This is a genomic window from Rheinheimera sp., from assembly GCF_037442525.1.
GTDB lineage: Bacteria > Pseudomonadota > Gammaproteobacteria > Enterobacterales > Alteromonadaceae > Pararheinheimera.
Map to the genome: position 1 here is coordinate 194,168 of NZ_JBBIQD010000006.1, position 15,695 is coordinate 209,862.

Annotated in this window: 16 protein-coding genes, 2 tRNA genes and 1 pseudogene; 9 read left to right on the top strand and 10 right to left on the bottom strand. The window is 51.0% G+C overall.

The window, feature by feature from the left end; translation table 11 throughout:
- Window positions 1-25 precede the first annotated feature (25 nt).
- From WKJ03_RS11340 to orn, 4 genes are all read right to left on the bottom strand, one after another.
- Complete coding sequence (locus WKJ03_RS11340; RefSeq protein WP_337842320.1) at window positions 26-520, bottom strand: DUF4442 domain-containing protein; 495 nt, start codon at window positions 518-520, stop codon at window positions 26-28.
- Window positions 521-683: 163 nt separating this feature from the next.
- Window positions 684-759 (bottom strand) — tRNA-Gly (locus tag WKJ03_RS11345).
- 27 nt (window positions 760-786) lie between these two features.
- Window positions 787-862: transfer RNA gene (locus WKJ03_RS11350), tRNA-Gly, on the bottom strand.
- A gap of 82 nt (window positions 863-944) precedes the next feature.
- Window positions 945-1,496, bottom strand: a complete 552-nt coding sequence (gene orn / locus WKJ03_RS11355; protein WP_337842321.1) for an oligoribonuclease — start codon at window positions 1,494-1,496, stop codon at window positions 945-947.
- A 131-nt stretch (window positions 1,497-1,627) separates the two neighbouring features.
- Here orn and rsgA point away from each other — a divergent pair, with 131 nt between their 5' ends.
- From rsgA to WKJ03_RS11370, 3 genes are all read left to right on the top strand, one after another.
- Window positions 1,628-2,668, top strand: coding sequence for a small ribosomal subunit biogenesis GTPase RsgA (gene rsgA, locus WKJ03_RS11360; protein ID WP_337842322.1), 1,041 nt, complete (start codon window positions 1,628-1,630; stop codon window positions 2,666-2,668).
- A gap of 13 nt (window positions 2,669-2,681) precedes the next feature.
- Window positions 2,682-3,548: an archaetidylserine decarboxylase gene (gene asd / locus WKJ03_RS11365; protein WP_337842323.1), complete on the top strand. Its 867-nt coding sequence runs from the start codon at window positions 2,682-2,684 to the stop codon at window positions 3,546-3,548.
- 69 nt (window positions 3,549-3,617) lie between these two features.
- A complete protein-coding gene (locus WKJ03_RS11370) occupies window positions 3,618-4,316 on the top strand; it encodes a glycerophosphodiester phosphodiesterase family protein (protein WP_337842324.1) in 699 nt (232 codons plus the stop codon).
- Here the strand turns inward: WKJ03_RS11370 and WKJ03_RS11375 are convergent.
- A complete protein-coding gene (locus WKJ03_RS11375) occupies window positions 4,313-4,699 on the bottom strand; it encodes a MerC domain-containing protein (RefSeq protein WP_337842325.1) in 387 nt (128 codons plus the stop codon). The genes WKJ03_RS11370 and WKJ03_RS11375 overlap by 4 nt on opposite strands.
- Before the next feature lie 122 nt (window positions 4,700-4,821).
- Here WKJ03_RS11375 and priC point away from each other — a divergent pair, with 122 nt between their 5' ends.
- Together priC and WKJ03_RS11385 are read left to right on the top strand one after the other, a co-directional pair.
- On the top strand, window positions 4,822-5,127 hold the full coding sequence (gene priC, locus WKJ03_RS11380) for a primosomal replication protein PriC (protein WP_337842326.1): 306 nt from the start codon (window positions 4,822-4,824) through the stop codon (window positions 5,125-5,127).
- A gap of 55 nt (window positions 5,128-5,182) precedes the next feature.
- Window positions 5,183-5,458, top strand: a complete 276-nt coding sequence (locus WKJ03_RS11385; RefSeq protein WP_337842327.1) for a hypothetical protein — start codon at window positions 5,183-5,185, stop codon at window positions 5,456-5,458.
- On the opposite strand, the gene WKJ03_RS11390 is transcribed toward WKJ03_RS11385, so the two are convergent.
- From WKJ03_RS11390 to WKJ03_RS11405, 4 genes are all read right to left on the bottom strand, one after another.
- A complete protein-coding gene (locus WKJ03_RS11390; RefSeq protein ID WP_337842328.1) occupies window positions 5,445-5,972 on the bottom strand; it encodes a DUF3016 domain-containing protein in 528 nt (175 codons plus the stop codon). The two genes, WKJ03_RS11385 and WKJ03_RS11390, sit on opposite strands and share 14 nt — an antisense overlap.
- Before the next feature lie 217 nt (window positions 5,973-6,189).
- Window positions 6,190-8,028: a translational GTPase TypA gene (gene typA, locus WKJ03_RS11395; RefSeq protein ID WP_337842329.1), complete on the bottom strand. Its 1,839-nt coding sequence runs from the start codon at window positions 8,026-8,028 to the stop codon at window positions 6,190-6,192.
- Between the two features lie 196 nt (window positions 8,029-8,224).
- Window positions 8,225-8,800: a DUF1566 domain-containing protein gene (locus WKJ03_RS11400; RefSeq protein WP_337842330.1), complete on the bottom strand. Its 576-nt coding sequence runs from the start codon at window positions 8,798-8,800 to the stop codon at window positions 8,225-8,227.
- Between the two features lie 35 nt (window positions 8,801-8,835).
- Window positions 8,836-10,392 (bottom strand): DUF1566 domain-containing protein, encoded by a 1,557-nt coding sequence (locus WKJ03_RS11405; protein WP_337842331.1) that lies wholly within the window; start codon window positions 10,390-10,392, stop codon window positions 8,836-8,838.
- A gap of 364 nt (window positions 10,393-10,756) precedes the next feature.
- Between WKJ03_RS11405 and glnA the strand changes: the two genes are divergently transcribed.
- The 4 genes from glnA to glnG all read left to right on the top strand — a co-directional run bounded on the left by glnA (window position 10,757) and on the right by glnG (window position 15,346).
- The gene (glnA, locus tag WKJ03_RS11410) at window positions 10,757-12,166 is read left to right on the top strand and encodes a glutamate--ammonia ligase (protein WP_337842332.1); all 1,410 of its coding nucleotides are present in this window, start codon (window positions 10,757-10,759) and stop codon (window positions 12,164-12,166) included.
- Between the two features lie 123 nt (window positions 12,167-12,289).
- Complete coding sequence (locus WKJ03_RS11415; RefSeq protein ID WP_337842333.1) at window positions 12,290-12,796, top strand: DUF4124 domain-containing protein; 507 nt, start codon at window positions 12,290-12,292, stop codon at window positions 12,794-12,796.
- An 86-nt stretch (window positions 12,797-12,882) separates the two neighbouring features.
- On the top strand, window positions 12,883-13,935 hold the full coding sequence (glnL, locus tag WKJ03_RS11420; RefSeq protein WP_337842334.1) for a nitrogen regulation protein NR(II): 1,053 nt from the start codon (window positions 12,883-12,885) through the stop codon (window positions 13,933-13,935).
- On the top strand, window positions 13,931-15,346 hold the full coding sequence (glnG, locus tag WKJ03_RS11425) for a nitrogen regulation protein NR(I) (RefSeq protein WP_337842337.1): 1,416 nt from the start codon (window positions 13,931-13,933) through the stop codon (window positions 15,344-15,346). The genes glnL and glnG overlap by 5 nt, the downstream gene beginning before the upstream one ends.
- A gap of 19 nt (window positions 15,347-15,365) precedes the next feature.
- On the opposite strand, the pseudogene WKJ03_RS11430 reads toward glnG, so the two are convergent.
- Window positions 15,366-15,695, bottom strand: a pseudogene (locus WKJ03_RS11430) (hypothetical protein); the annotation flags it as partial.

The window sequence follows — 15,695 nt, forward strand, 5'->3', positions numbered from 1 at the left end:
TCGGGGTAACTGCCTTTAGTATGACTTAGTTACGCTTTTTCGGCACCCAGGCCCAGACAAAGTCGGCCAGCACAGGTTCGACATTGACTGAGTCAGTGATCTGCACCTTGATGCTGATTTCGCCTTTTTCTGTGCTGCGAATAAAGTGAATTTGCTCTTCGCTGAGCTGAGCCTGCGCCGTTAAGTCACCGCTGGCGCGTTTCACATAATCCAGATGCATCGATTTAAGCAGCGGAATACGGTCGTCCGGCACATGCACCCCCACCAGGAATCCACTGGCCGATTCACCCAATAACGACATGGCCGCAGCGTGCACAGAGCCAATATGGTTCTGCACCTTGGTTTTATTTCTTAACTTCAGCAGCGAATGAGAAAAATCCAGCTCAGCCACCTGCACCGAGGCCGTGCCGGCAAATTTAATAGCGCGGCCAAACAATTGGGTTAACAACCAGCTGCGCAGCCAGGGGCCCTGCTGGTTGATTTTGTGCACATAACGGCCAAGCTTATTCACTGGTTCCATACTGGTCATACCTCTAGATGCAATGCAGCAAAGCTAGCAGCAAAGCGGTCGGCAGGCAAGCGGTTCAAGGCGGAAGCAGAAAGCAACAAACGAAAAAATCCGCTCACTGCGGCTGGGTCATCAGAAAATTATTTGTGTAGTGAATCAGTGTTCCAACCGAAGTTGGAGCGGGCAACGAGGCTCGAACTCGTGACCTCGACCTTGGCAAGGTCGCGCTCTACCAACTGAGCTATGCCCGCACTGAAGATGTCTTGCAGAACTGTACGTGGAGCGGGTTACGAGGCTCGAACTCGTGACCTCGACCTTGGCAAGGTCGCGCTCTACCAACTGAGCTAAACCCGCGTACAGTGTCAAACCGCTTCTTTCAGTTTTCCGTCAGAAGCGGCGCGCATTTTACAAAAAAAATCGCACTGTGCAACAGCTTTTATTCAGGAATTTTGAAAAAATGCTGCCGGTAGACCATTAATTCAGCAATGGATTCCCGAATATCGTCCAGCGCCAGATGGGTCGATGACTTTTTCACCAGTTTGGTCACGGCCGGCGCCCAACGTTTCGCCAGCTCTTTCACTGTGCTGACATCCAGATTGCGGTAATGGAAATAAGCTTCAAATTCCGGCGCATACTTCACCAGAAAACGACGGTCCTGCCCTATGCTGTTACCGCACATCGGCGATTTGCCAGCTGGCACATAGGCGCCTAAGAATTCAATGGTCTGCCGCACTGCCTCATCCAGGTCGGTCTGGCTGTCACGGCAACGCTGAGTCAGGCCACTTTTACCATGGGTCTCAGTGCACCAGGCATCCATGCCGTTTAATACCTCGTCTGACGTCTTAATGGCAAAGACCGGACCTTCCGCCAGAATATTCAGGTCACTGTCAGTCACTATTGTCGCCATTTCCAGAATGACATCCCTTTCCGGATCCAGTCCTGTCATTTCCAGATCAATCCAGATCAGATTGTTTTCACTTGCTGCCATAAGTCTGCCTTCTCCTGCAGGTAATAAGCTCTGCGCTTTGTAACTTAGCTGAATAGCGGTATCATACCAAGCCCGGTGCCAACAACAAAGCAAGGCACCTATTCAATAACAGCCAGCAACAGCGATGTAACGTGACCAAAAAGAAACACCTGACAGAACGCCAGCACCAGCGCATTGCGGCGAACCAGAAAAAACGCTTTGTACGGGCCGAAAAGCCTGAAGCAGCCGAGCAGGATCTGGATTTATTTGCTGAGTCTGAGCCCGGCCTGGTGATCAGCCGTTTCGGTCAGCATGCTGATATCGAAGCAGCAGACGGTGGTATTTACCGTTGCAGTTTACGTCGGGTCATCAACAGTCTGGTGACGGGCGACAAAGTGTTGTGGCGCCGCGCCAAAGCGGCCAATAGTGCACCGGCGGGTGTAGTGGAAGCAGTGGCAGAACGAGAGTCTGTGCTGGTCCGGCCGGATTTTTACGACGGCCTCAAACCTGTCGCCGCGAATATCGACCTGATGATTATTGTCTCAGCGGTATTGCCAGTGTTTTCCAGCAATATAGTGGACCGTTACCTGATTGCAGCAGAGGCGATGCAGATCAAACCTTTGTTGCTGCTGAACAAAGTCGATTTACTCAGCGAAACTGAACGCACTGAGCTGGAACAACAGCTCCAGATGTACACCAGCCTGGGGTACGAATTTCTGCTGCTCAGCGCCAAAACCGGCGAAGGTACTGCCAAACTGAACCATTACCTGCAGCAAGGCTGCAGTATTTTTGTCGGCCAGTCGGGTGTTGGCAAATCATCCTTACTGAATGCGGTGCTACCCGGCATTGATGCGATCACGCAGGAAGTCTCGGAAGTATCAGGTCTGGGCCAGCACACCACCACCACAGCCCGGCTTTATCACCTGCCTCAGGGCGGTGATTTAATTGACTCGCCCGGCATCCGTGAATTTGCCTTATGGCATCTGGAGCCGGAGCAGATTGCTGCAGCTTACCCCGAATTTCAGCCCTGGCTCGGCCGCTGCAAGTTCCGCGACTGCAAGCACCAGAATGATCCTGGCTGTGCACTGCAGCATGCGGTCAGTCAGGGCGATATTCACCCGGAACGTTTTCACAACTACCATAAAATCCTGCTCAGCATGCAGCAGGACAAACCTAATTATTTTTCTAACTGAGGTACTCCCTGCGATGGATAAACTGAAAATTGCCCTGCAATACATTCTGCCTAAGCATTTAATTTCCCGTCTGGTCGGCTGTCTGGCTGCGGCAAGGCTGGGTTTTATCAGCCATGCACTGATCAACCTCTTTATCAAAGCCTTTAAAATTAATATGGCGGAAGCCCAGTTTGAGAAAGCTTCGGACTACAGCAATTTCAACGAGTTTTTCACCCGTCCACTGAAAGAAGGCGTGCGGCCGCTCAACCAGGACCCGGCTATAGTGGCTCACCCGGTCGACGGTGCTATCAGCCAGTTAGGCGCTATTGTGGATGGCAAACTGATCCAGGCGAAAAACCACAATTATTCCCTGCAGGCATTATTGGGTGGCGATGCTGCAACTGCGGCCCCTTTTGCTGGCGGCGAGTTTGCCTGTATTTATCTGGCACCAAAAGACTACCACCGTATTCATATGCCGGTTGCTGGCACTTTGCGTGAAATGATTTATGTGCCGGGCGACTTATTTTCGGTAAACCCACTGACCGCTGAAAACGTGCCCGATTTATTTGCCCGTAACGAACGTGTAGTGACTATTTTTGATACTGAATTAGGCCCTATGGCACTGGTGCTGGTTGGCGCCACTATAGTCGCCAGCATCGAAACGGTCTGGGCAGGCACAGTGACACCTCCGGCGGGTAAAGATGTATTCCGCTGGACCTACCCCGCGAGCGGCTCTCAGGCCATTGTGCTGGAAAAAGGCGCCGAAATGGGTCGTTTTAAACTGGGCTCCACTGTGATCCTGGCCTTCCCGGCCGGACAGGTCGAGTTTTTGCCTAACCAATACCCGACCAGCGTGACCCGTATGGGTGAAGCCTTTGCACGGATTTGCAAAAACAGCTAATACTGCAGTTACCCTTATTCAGTAAAAGAGCGGCTCAGGAGCCGCTCTTTGTTTAGCAGGTATCACTGGATGAAAATTATTGCCCACCGAGGGTACAGCGGCCTTTACCCGGAAAACACCCTGCTGGCAATCCGCAAAGCACTGGACGCCGGTTGTGACGGTATCGAAATTGACCTGTATCGGGTGGAAGATACGCTGGTCGTGATCCATGATGCCGATGTCAGCCGCACCACCAATGGCACCGGTCTGCTTAACAACTTCAATTTGCAGCAACTTCAGCTGCTGGATGCTGGGCAAGGTCAAAGGGTTCCAACCCTGATGCAGGTATTGCAGCTAGTGAATAACCAGTGCCTGTTGAATATTGAATTAAAGGGCGCTGACACCGCTGGCTTATTACTGCAGGAATTGGCTACAGCTGAACAGCAACTCGGAACCCGGCCTGAGCTGCTGCTTATCTCTTCCTTTAATCACCATCTGTTGCGTTTTCTCCATCAACACAGACCAGAGCTCAAGCTGGGCGCGCTGACCGCCAGTCTGCCGCTGGACTACGCCGCTTTTGCCAGCCAGTTGGCGGCATTCTCAGTGCATTGTGATCAGGATTTTATTGACGAAAGGCTGGTACAGGACGCCCATCAACGTGGACTGCAGGTGTGGGTTTATACAGTGAATTCAGCAGTTCGCGCAAGACAGCTGCATCAACTCGGCGTGGACGCCATCTTTTGTAATTATCCTTTGGAAGCAAAAAACTGGCTGAGTGCCGCAGACTAATGGCTGTCGCAACTGTGGCAATGATTACAGAGCCGCAGGTTCAATACATGGGCCAGAATCACAAAAGCCGCCCCTACAATCAGAATGGCGTGTTCATAATCATGGCCAAACACATCTTTGTGCCAATAAATAAAACCACCTAAAAATAACGAATAAAACGGATACAGCTTCTTATGGTACCGGTGAAAACCAGCGAGAATGGTGATAAACCCCAGCACCATAGAGGCGAGCAGGATCACCCGCTCCATCGCATGATTATGCCAGGCAGTTAAACCTAACAGGGGTAATACGGGCAACAACACCGGCAGCATAACGCAGTGAATGGCGCACAAAGAAGTGACAGCAATGCCTGCTTTATCGAGTGTATTTCGCAGAAAATCCACAGCCTCTGACTCCAGCCTGTTAAAAGGGCCGTTATAATATAACAACTCAGAAAAAACTCAAGACATTGCTGGGGGGCTGCGCCACCTTGTGGCAAAATGACGCAAATTTTCCGAGGTGCGTTATGGATCAATTACTGGAACAACTGGATCAAAACTTAAAAGAACTGTACCGCAAAGCATTGGACGCCGATGCTGTGCTGGACCAACTGCAGCAGCAAGGCCATGCCAAACATCAACGCATTTTCAGTGAGGAGCTGTTTCTCACCCAAAGCAACAGATTTATGCCCTACCTGAGCGAAACCGCTGAGCAGATAGCTGCAATGCGCCAGACCCAACAATTTAATACCGCCACTTTGCAACGGGTGGTCCAGCAGTTACAGCACCTGCACAAGACCCTGGCTGAGTTTAAATCTGTAATAACCAGCTAAAAATCTGACAACTCTCAGGCTGTGCACTAGTCTAACAGGCATAAGGAGGTGACTTATGACTGAATTGACAAGCACAAGCCTGATCGTCAATCAGCCTGCCGAATTTGGCTTGGCCAGTAGTCGCCTGACCCCTATTCAGCAGGCCAGTACCCCCCTGCTCAGACAGACAGAATTGCAAAACGCAGCCCCACAAGTGCCTGAAGCACCTGCTCAGGCAACTGAAACAGAATTTATCCGGGTCAGCAGTACTATTGGCAAAGCAGCTTCCAGCGGCCGCTTAAGCCGCGAGGAAGCTCTGGATATCTACCGGGAGATTGCTAGCCTGCTGTAGAGGAAGTGTTGGTTGCCGCCGCAAAAGCAGGTTCAAATTTATCTTTAAACCAACGTTCCAGCATTTCGCGTTCATAAGACAGTGCCTGGCTCCGGTTCAGATGACTGCGGCTCATAAAGGCCATATCCCGCAGTTTCAGCTCTTCGGTCAGCACCACCTTTTGTTGACTGTCCAGTAGCTCATAACTGAAGTTAATGCGTGGAGAAAAGATCTCTTTAATCACACGAATATCCTGGCCTGTCTGGGTGAACATGTAATTCACGTCTCCCGCCAGATCAATGTCAGTGACTTTCACTTTCCATAAATAACCTTCGGGTAATTTGGCCGCCAGATCGGCAAAAATCTTATCAAAACCTGCCAGCGTTCTTTTTTCAAAGGACCCTTTAGGTTCGTTCGATGGTTTAATATCGGTAAACTTTTTCTGATCGACGTACTCCACTTTAATGTCGGCAGCCTGCGCAGCAGTTGCCAGACAAAACACCATGCCAATCAGAGCAAAATTCAGTTTACGCATCATCTACCTCCGGTTTTCAATACGCTGCAGCACTCAAGTCGCTGCGTTCGTTACGGCTAGCTGTACTATAGACCAGCAGCAGGCGGAAACTGAAGTGAAGATTTGTGCCCTCTGGTGTGATTCTGTAATAGCATGCTGACATTCCCTGACACTGCGCAATCAGTGTCACCATAAAAAAAGCCAGCGTCTGGCGCTGGCTTTTTAATCAACTTAACAATTACTCACCGGCGGCACGGCTGGCACGCTTGCGGTCGTTTTCAGTTAAATGACGTTTACGGATACGGATAGACAAAGGAGTCACTTCCACCAATTCGTCATCATCGATAAACTCCAGCGCCTGCTCCAGTGTGTAGCGGATTGGTGGTACCAGGTTGATCGCTTCGTCGGTACCAGAGGCACGCACGTTAGTTAATTGCTTACCTTTCAGGCAGTTCACTGTCAGGTCGTTGCTACGGCTGTGAATACCGATCACCTGGCCTTCGTACACTTCATCGGCATGGCCGATAAACATACGGCCACGTTCCTGCAGAGAGAAAATTGCATAACCAGCCGCTTTACCCATCGCATTGGAAATCAGTACGCCGTTGTTGCGCAGACCAATGGTGCCGCCTTTGTAAGGGCCATAGTGGTCGAAGCTGTTGTACATCAGGCCTGTACCTGAAGTCAGTGTCATAAATTCAGTACGGAAACCAATCAAACCACGGCTTGGCATCTGGAAATCCATCCGGATCCGGCCTTTGCCGTCCGGCTGCATATTGGTCATTTCAGCTTTACGCTCGCCCATTTTCTCCATGATAGAGCCCTGGTGCTGCTCTTCCACGTCGATAGTGACGTTTTCCATTGGTTCCATTTTCTCGCCGTCGATCACTTTCATGATCACTTCAGGACGGGACACGGCCAGTTCAAAGCCTTCACGGCGCATGTTTTCAATCAGAACGCCTAAGTGCAATTCACCACGGCCTGATACTTTGAATTTGTCACCGTCTTCGGTTTCTTCCACACGCAGAGCCACGTTGTGCTTCAGCTCATGCTGCAGACGCTCCAGAATTTGACGTGAAGTCACGAACTTACCTTCTTTACCAGCAAATGGCGACGTATTGACCTGGAAAGTCATGGTCACAGTAGGTTCATCAACTTGCAGAGCTGGTAATGGCTCTAATTTAGTTGGTGCACAGATGGTGTCAGAAATTTTCAGTTCACCCAGACCTGTAAACGCCACGATATCGCCCGCACTGGCTTCAGACGCTTCAATTCGCTCCAGACCCAGGTAACCAAACACCTGGCCTACTTTGCCGTTACGCTTGCTGCCGTCAGCACCGATGATGGTCACTTGTTGGTTTGGCTTTAAAGTACCGCGCTTGATACGACCAATACCGATAATACCCAGGTAGCTTGAGTAATCCAGCTGAGAAACCTGCAGCTGAGTTTCACCATCCAGTTCAACCTGGGGTGGAGCCACATGCTTCACGATAGCTTCGAACAGGTCATTGATATCTGTTTTTGGCTCGTTGTAGTCCAGTGATGCCCAGCCGTTGATGGCTGACGCGTAAACAATTGGGAAATCCAGTTGCTCGTCAGTGGCACCCAGGTTGTCGAACAGGTCAAATACCTGGTCAATTACCCAATCCGGACGTGAGCCTGGACGGTCAATTTTGTTCACCACAACAATAGGTTTTAAGCCGTGTGCGAAGGCTTTTTGCGTCACGAAACGAGTCTGAGGCATTGGGCCTTCAACGGCGTCTACCAGCAGTAATACAGAGTCAGCCATTGACAATACACGCTCAACTTCACCACCGAAATCGGCGTGGCCTGGGGTATCCAGAATGTTGATATGGTAGCCGTTCCAGCGTACTGAAGTGTTTTTCGCCAGGATGGTAATACCCCGCTCAGATTCCTGGGCGTTGGAGTCCATCATACGTTCCTGCAGTTTGGCGCGGGCATCAAAAGTGCCTGATTGCTGCAGTAACTTGTCTACCAGGGTGGTTTTACCATGGTCAACGTGAGCAATAATGGCGATATTACGCAGTTTTTCGATAGCTGAAGCGGTTCCGCTCATCTGTATTTCCTCTGTGGCGCTAGCTGACCATCACCTGACCACTAGGCATTGACTAAAAGTTGTCCGAATTCAAGGGCGCGTATTCTACTCTTTTTTTCAGCAGAAAGAAAAAAATCCTTACAACGCCCCTATTCAACTCCAGTCTGGCAGACCAAGTTTAAATAATGATGAACAGCATCGCTGAACTTTCAGATGGTTAATTTTTTGGCAGGTCTCGCACCAGCCGCACCGCGGAAGGACTTTGCTGCTCCAAGCCACTGGCACGATAAGCAACTTTCTCCAACCCGTAGACAAAATCAACCACTACTCCATCACCTGCATTCACCCCAGCAGACTCCCGGTAATGAGCGGCATAGCTCGACGTCCAATAATCCCCGTTGTAGGCAGACGGAAATACGATTTCATTTAGTGCTGGTGACCAGCAGCTGTGTTCAACCAATGACAATAACTCTTTAGCATTGGGCAAACGCCACCCGCTAAGGCCCTGATACTCATAATTTTCTGCGGTTTGCAGTGCGGACTGCCACTGAGCAACTAATGTCGCGTCTCCGACACAATCAGTCCCATCCCAACTTTGTCCCAGACTGCAACGCATCCAAAGCAAAGCTGAGGCCGGATCCGCCACCAGACCGGACCGGGCCAAATCAAAGTTGCTGGCCGCGGTGCTTGGCAGCATCGCCATATTCTGATGATCACATTGCACTTCTGCCGCCTGTGCACTGGTTAGCCCCACAAACAGCACACCACAAACTAACTGGCTTATTGATTTCATCTGCATCATCCTTCGCAATACATTCAGTGCCGCAGTCACTGCAGCTCCTCTCTGACTAATACAACACCGTTAAACACTGTGGTTTTGCTGGCCGTGCCAAAATCTGTTTTGATTCTATCCGGACTGGCCGCAAAACTGGTCGAACTCGGGACCTCCATCAGGTACCAGCTATAGAACAACTGCGAGTCCCTGCGGGCGGGGCCACCTGGTGAAGCGTAACCCACCCGGTCATTGATACTGACCAGCTCCTGAAACGAAGGTAGTCTCCAGTCAGAAAATCCCCCCAGTGCCTGCAAGTTTGCACTCTCAACCAGGTGATTCGTATCGCATGGGGCATCTATGCATTGGCCACCATTCGCCACCCCGGCATTGCCGCCATTGCTTGCAGAATCAGGGTTGTACCAGCTGTATGTACCTTTCAGTCCTGAGGCTGAATCGATATACAGCCATACCAGGCCTGTCACGTTATCTCTGACCGAATGCCATTGAGTGCCGGCACTTTCGCTGCCCGAAGTGCGATCAACTGCCTGATGCTGGATAAACAGTGGTTTGCCGTTTGAATCCAGCTTGGTGAAATCAAAGCCAGCGTTACCGGTTCCTTGTTTGATCAATTGTCCGGTCTGCACAACATAATCACGGCCTGACTCCGCATCCTGGCCTGGAAAAGCGGCCACAGGGCATGCCGAGCTCTGAACCAGATTAAAGCAGCGGCTAATCCCGGTATCGTTCAACCCACCGACCTTCTTAAATACCGGATAACTGCTTAACTCAATACTCTCCTTACTTTCGGTCAGGTCGGTCATCGCAGTCAGCACAAAGTAGTATTTTTTTGCCTTATCCAGTCCTGTCAGTACATAAGGCAACTGCAAGCCTGCCAACTTCTGCCCCCCTGTTTTGGTCTGATAATTGGTCTTGGTCAGGCCTGCCTCTGTTGCAAGGTACAGGTTATAACTCAGGGCACCTTTGACTGCGTCAGCGCTAATGAATACATCGCCGTGATCTGGCTGCACTAAAAAACGCTCCGGACCAGCCACTTCAGGTGGAGGATTGGCGACAAATTTAGCGTTCAGCTGGCACTCTGCATAAAGCGGCAAAGTCTCAAACAGCAATCCTTTTAGAGTTCCATCACAACCCGTCAAACTGTCCAACTGATAACCAGAATCCAGTGTCAGAGTAAACGACGCTTTTTCACCATAACTGACTGTTTGTTCTGCAGGGGAGATAGAACCTCCAGATCCCGCCGATGCTGTCACCTTGAATTGAATTGCGGAAAAGGTGAGACTGACCACACAATTGGCAGTCACCGCATTAATCTGGTAACTAGTTCCCGATAAAGACCCGCCACAACCTGTGGCACCGGTTAACTGATAACCTGGGTTGACGGTGACGCTAAGGCTGAGCGGTTTGCCTTGCGCCACTTGGGAGGCTGACGGGCTGACAGTCCCGGCTGCCGGGATGTTGAGCTCAGTGGAGACTTGATAAAACTCGGTCATTTGAGGATCACCGCCTTCAGAACCGCCACCACAGCCGACCACGACAAAAAACACAGAAAGACGAAGTAAAGTAATTCGGATCCATTGATACAACTTCATTGCTAACCATCCATTAGTTGAAAATGTAAGTACCTCAGACTCCCCTACAGCCGGGGATTTTACCCTTTACAGGAAATACTACTAACACAAAGAAATTATCAGAACAACCATGTTGCGACTGTTATCTTTAGTGCTGGGTAGCGCGCAGCACCAGTCTGGTGCTTAAGCCCAAATGTGGTGCACAAGTGAGTCATTTTGGTGCAACAAAGTGATATTTTTAGTAGGGTTATCAAGTAAAATTCATATAGATCAACGCGATAGATATCTGGCACAAGTTTAGCATTACTGAGCGCAACGCTATGGCTGATGCCAGCAACAAAAAAAGTGGCCGTAGGGCCAGTCAACAGACAAACCGGAGGAATGCATGTCTGCTTCTACAGTTATCAGTTACATGAAAGAGAATGACGTTAAGTTCGTTGATTTACGCTTCACCGATACCAAAGGTAAAGAGCAGCACGTGACTATTCCTGCCAGCCAAATCAACGAAGATTTCTTCGAAGACGGCAAAATGTTTGACGGCTCTTCCATCGCTGGTTGGAAAGGTATCAACGACTCTGACATGATCCTGATGCCTCAGGCTGACACTATGGTGCTGGACCCGTTTTCAGAAGAAACTACGGTGAACATCACCTGTGACGTGATCGAACCAAGCACTATGCAAGGTTATGAGCGTTGCCCACGTTCTATCGCGAAACGTGCTGAAGAGTACCTGAAATCAACTGGTATCGCAGACACTGTGCTGTTTGGCCCAGAGCCAGAGTGGTTCATGTTTGACGACGTCCGTTTCAAAAACACCATGGGCACAGCTTTCTTCGCTATCGACTCAGCTGAAGCAGCCTGGAACTCAGATAAAGTCTACGAAGGCGGTAACAAAGCGCACCGTCCAGGTATCAAAGGCGGTTACTTCCCGGTACCACCAGTCGATCAACACCACGACATCCGTAGCGCCATGTGTGTGGTGCTGGAAGAAATGGGTCAGGTTGTTGAAGCTCACCACCATGAAGTAGCCACAGCGGGTCAGAATGAAATTGCTACCCGTTTCAACTCACTGACCAAAAAAGCCGACGAAATTCAAATCCTGAAGTACGTGGTTCACAACGTAGCCAACCTGTACGGCAAGACAGTGACCTTCATGCCAAAACCTCTGGTCGGTGACAACGGTTCAGGTATGCACTGCCACCAGTCGTTAGCAAAAGACGGTGTGAACCTGTTTGCCGGTGATAAATATGCTGGTCTGTCTGAAACTGCGCTGTACTATATTGGCGGTATCATCAAACACGCCAAAGCGGTCAACGCCTTCACTAACCCTTCGACCAACTCGTACAAGCGTTTAGTGCCACACTTCGAAGCACCAGTAATGCTGGCTTATTCAGCCCGTAACCGCTCTGCTTCTATCCGTATCCCGCTGGTACCAAGTGCCAAAGCACGTCGTATCGAAGTGCGTTTCCCGGATCCGGCTGCGAACCCATACCTGGCCTTCGTGGCTCAGTTAATGGCGGGTCTGGATGGTATTCAGAACAAGATCCACCCAGGCGATGCCATGGACAAAGACTTGTACGACCTGCCACCAGAAGAAGAAGCACTGATCCCTCAGGTCTGTGGTTCTCTGGACGAAGCTCTGGATGCTCTGGACGCCAGCCGTGCTATCTTCACCAAAGGCGGCGTGATGTCAGACGCGATGATCGATGCCTACATCGAGATGAAACGCGCTGAAGCCAAACGTGTTTCTGTGGCTGTACACCCACTGGAATACGAGCTGTACTACAGCGTTTAATCATCTCTACTGAAGAAAACCCGCGCCTGTCGCGGGTTTTTTATTTCAGCGACCAGACTGCCGGATTTGGCAAATCGTCAGCTGCAGGTTTAGAGTTAACACAACGATGTCTGAGGGTTGCTTATGCGTTTGCTGTTCATTCTGCTGCTCATCTGCCCGCCACTTGCCGCCCAGCACGTGTATTTGTCCTATGCCAAAGACGGCACCCCCATTTATTCTGATCAGCCCTCTGCCGGTGCAACTACAGTTCAGCTGCATATCAGCCTGCCGACGCCGACTGTCACACCAGATCCAGCGGTGCCCGCCAACATCATCAGCCCCGTCAAAACCGCGTTCCGACTGCAGATCCTGCAGCCTGAGCAAGACCAGAACCTGCTGTCCAACTCGGGCGAACTTAAAGTGCAGACCCAGATTGAACCGGAGTTGCCGGCCGGTCATCAGCTGCGCCTGTTGTTTGACCAAAACCAGCTCAGCCCGCCTCAACGCGCAACTGGATTTCTGATCCAGGGCATTGAACGTGGCGAACACAGCCTGCAACTGCAACAAATTGACCAAAACGGCAAGCTAATTGCAGAAAGTCCAGTCACACGCTTTTACCTGCGTAAAAGCTCACTATTTTCACCAAAGTAGTGCAACACCCCTGACCACAAACCAAAGTTTCAGTAAACTGGGGTTAAAAAGCACCATTTTAGTGCATGACGTAAAAAGGCTTTGTAATGGAATGGACAGCGGCCAGTCTGACCGATCAACTCAGCACCGCCGTATTGGTGCTGGATACGCAACTGCAGGTGCAGTATTTCAATACCGCCTGTTGTGCCTTGTTTGGTATTGGCGAAAAAAAATTAAACCAACAATACTTCCCGACCCTGTTTCAACACAGCGATCTGTCGACCAGCTTTTTCCTGACCGCTATTCAGAACCGGCAGGGCTTTGGCATCAGTGATGTGCAGGCCGTGCTGCTCGATGGTCGCCATATGCTGCTGGATGTCACGGTCAATCTGATGGAACAACCCAGCCTGCTCTTGCTGCTGGAAATCCGTCAGGTCGACCAACAACGCAAAATCAGTCTGGAAAGTCTGCAACAGCATCAGCACCTGGCTGCGCGTGAACTGATCCGAGGCCTGGCGCATGAAATCAAAAACCCTCTGGGGGGCTTACGTGGCGCCGCCCAGTTGCTGGAAGAGTCGTTAAATGACGAGCAAAAGGAATACACCCAGCTGATTATCGCGCAGGCGGACCGGCTGCGGAACCTGGTGGACCGACTGCTTGGGCCCTATAAAGCGCCCCAGAAGAAGCTGCAGAATGTGCATCAGGTGATTGAACAGGTGGTGCAACTGACACAGATGGATAACCCGAACCAGGTGTTATTTATCCGCGATTACGACCCCAGCATTCCTGATTTCCAGTTCGACCCTGAACTGATAGAGCAAGCGTTGCTGAATATTGTCGGTAATGCCCAGCAAGTGCTGGATCAGGCTGGTGGCCAAATTACACTGCAAACCCGGGTGCTGAATCAGCACACTTTGCATGGCCGCCGTCATCGCCTGGTGGCCGCAGTCAAGGTTACGGACAACGGACCGGGCATTCCGGCTGAAATTAAAGACACCTTATTTTTTCCTATGGTCAGCGGCAAAGCCGGTGGCACAGGTTTAGGACTATCCATAGCCCAAACCTTGATTCATCAGCATGGCGGCTGGATCGATTGTGAAAGCTGGCCAGGCCAAACCTCCTTTACTTTGTATCTGCCCCTCAATAACTCTGGAGATTAATATGCAACAAGTGGTCTGGATTATTGATGACGATAACTCGATCCGCTGGGTTCTGGAAAAAGCACTGGCCCGCGCCGACATCGCTTGTGAAAGTTATGCTTCGGCGGATCTGATGCTGCAACGCCTGCAGTATGAACAGCCGACCGTGGTGGTGTCCGACATCCGGATGCCGGGTACAGACGGCATGGCGCTGCTGGGCAAGTTACAGGAATTAAGCCCTGAACTGCCGGTCATTATTATGACGGCGCATTCTGACCTCGACAGCGCGGTCAATGCCTTTAAAAAAGGCGCTTTTGAATACCTGCCGAAACCTTTTGACGTAAATGAAGCGGTCGCACTGATCCAACGAGCACTGGAACATGCCAAAGCCAAACAACCCAAACATCAGCCGGTGCAACCGACTGAAGTGCCGGAAATCATTGGTGAAGCACCAGCCATGCAGGAAGTGTTTCGCGCCATTGGCCGTTTATCCCGCTCCAGCATCAGTGTGCTGATCAATGGCCAGTCTGGCACAGGCAAAGAGCTGGTGGCTCATGCGCTGCATAAGCACAGCCCACGTTCTGAGCAGCCTTTTATTGCGCTGAATATGGCGGCCATTCCGAAAGACCTGATTGAATCCGAACTCTTTGGTCATGAAAAAGGCGCCTTTACCGGTGCAGCCAACCAACGCAAAGGCCGCTTTGAACAGGCTGACGGCGGCACCTTATTCCTCGATGAAATTGGCGATATGCCGCTGGACGTGCAAACCCGCTTGTTACGCGTGTTATCAGACGGCCAGTTTTACCGGGTTGGCGGTCATCAGGGCATCAGTGTTGATGTGCGTATTATTGCCGCCACCCACCAGAATCTGGAGCAACTGGTGGCCGAAGGCAAATTCCGCGAAGACTTGTTTCACCGCCTCAACGTGATCCGCATTCATATTCCGGCGTTAAAAGACCGGCGTCAGGATATCCCTAAACTGGCCCAGCATTTTCTGCGTCAGGCCGCCCGTGAGCTGAATGTGGAAGCCAAGAGTCTTGCCACAGACACCGAAAAATTTATTGCTTCACTGGACTGGCCCGGCAATGTGCGCCAGCTGGAAAACATCTGCCGTTGGCTGACGGTGATGGCCAGCGGTAAACAGGTACTGATGTCAGACTTGCCACCTGAGTTGACTCAGGCGCCGAAAATTGTACACAGCTCGGCCGGTGGCACTGCACAGAGCTGGCAAGACGCGCTGGCCAGTTGGGTACGCGACAAACTGCAGGCTGGTGAAGAAAATATTCTGGCCGAAGCCAGCCCTGAGTTCGAAAAGATAGTGCTGAAGCAGGCGCTGCATTTTACCCATGGCCACAAGCAGGATGCAGCCCGGCGTTTGGGCTGGGGCCGCAATACCCTGACCCGTAAGCTGAAAGAACTGGATATGGAATAAGGGGACAAGGCGGAGAGGTTTAAAACCTCTCCAGTGCCAGTTCAATCCGCTGGTAGTACAGCTGGGTCAGGCCTTCATAACCTGAATCTGTGCCCAGAAAAACCCAGACGGCCCCACTGGCATCTGTGTACAGAGGTAAACGCTCTGAGGTGGTGGTCTGAATGGTTTTTTCGGCAAAACGGCTGCCGTCGCACAACGCGTCTTTAGCAGCCACATGTCCTACAACCACTGCCTGACTGCCGCCCTGCGACTGCTGACCTTTGTCTGCATTCAGGTAATAACCTTCTTGCTTAGGTTCAGATTGGTGATAGCCCAACTTCATAAAGACGCTTTCGCCTGGCGCACCACC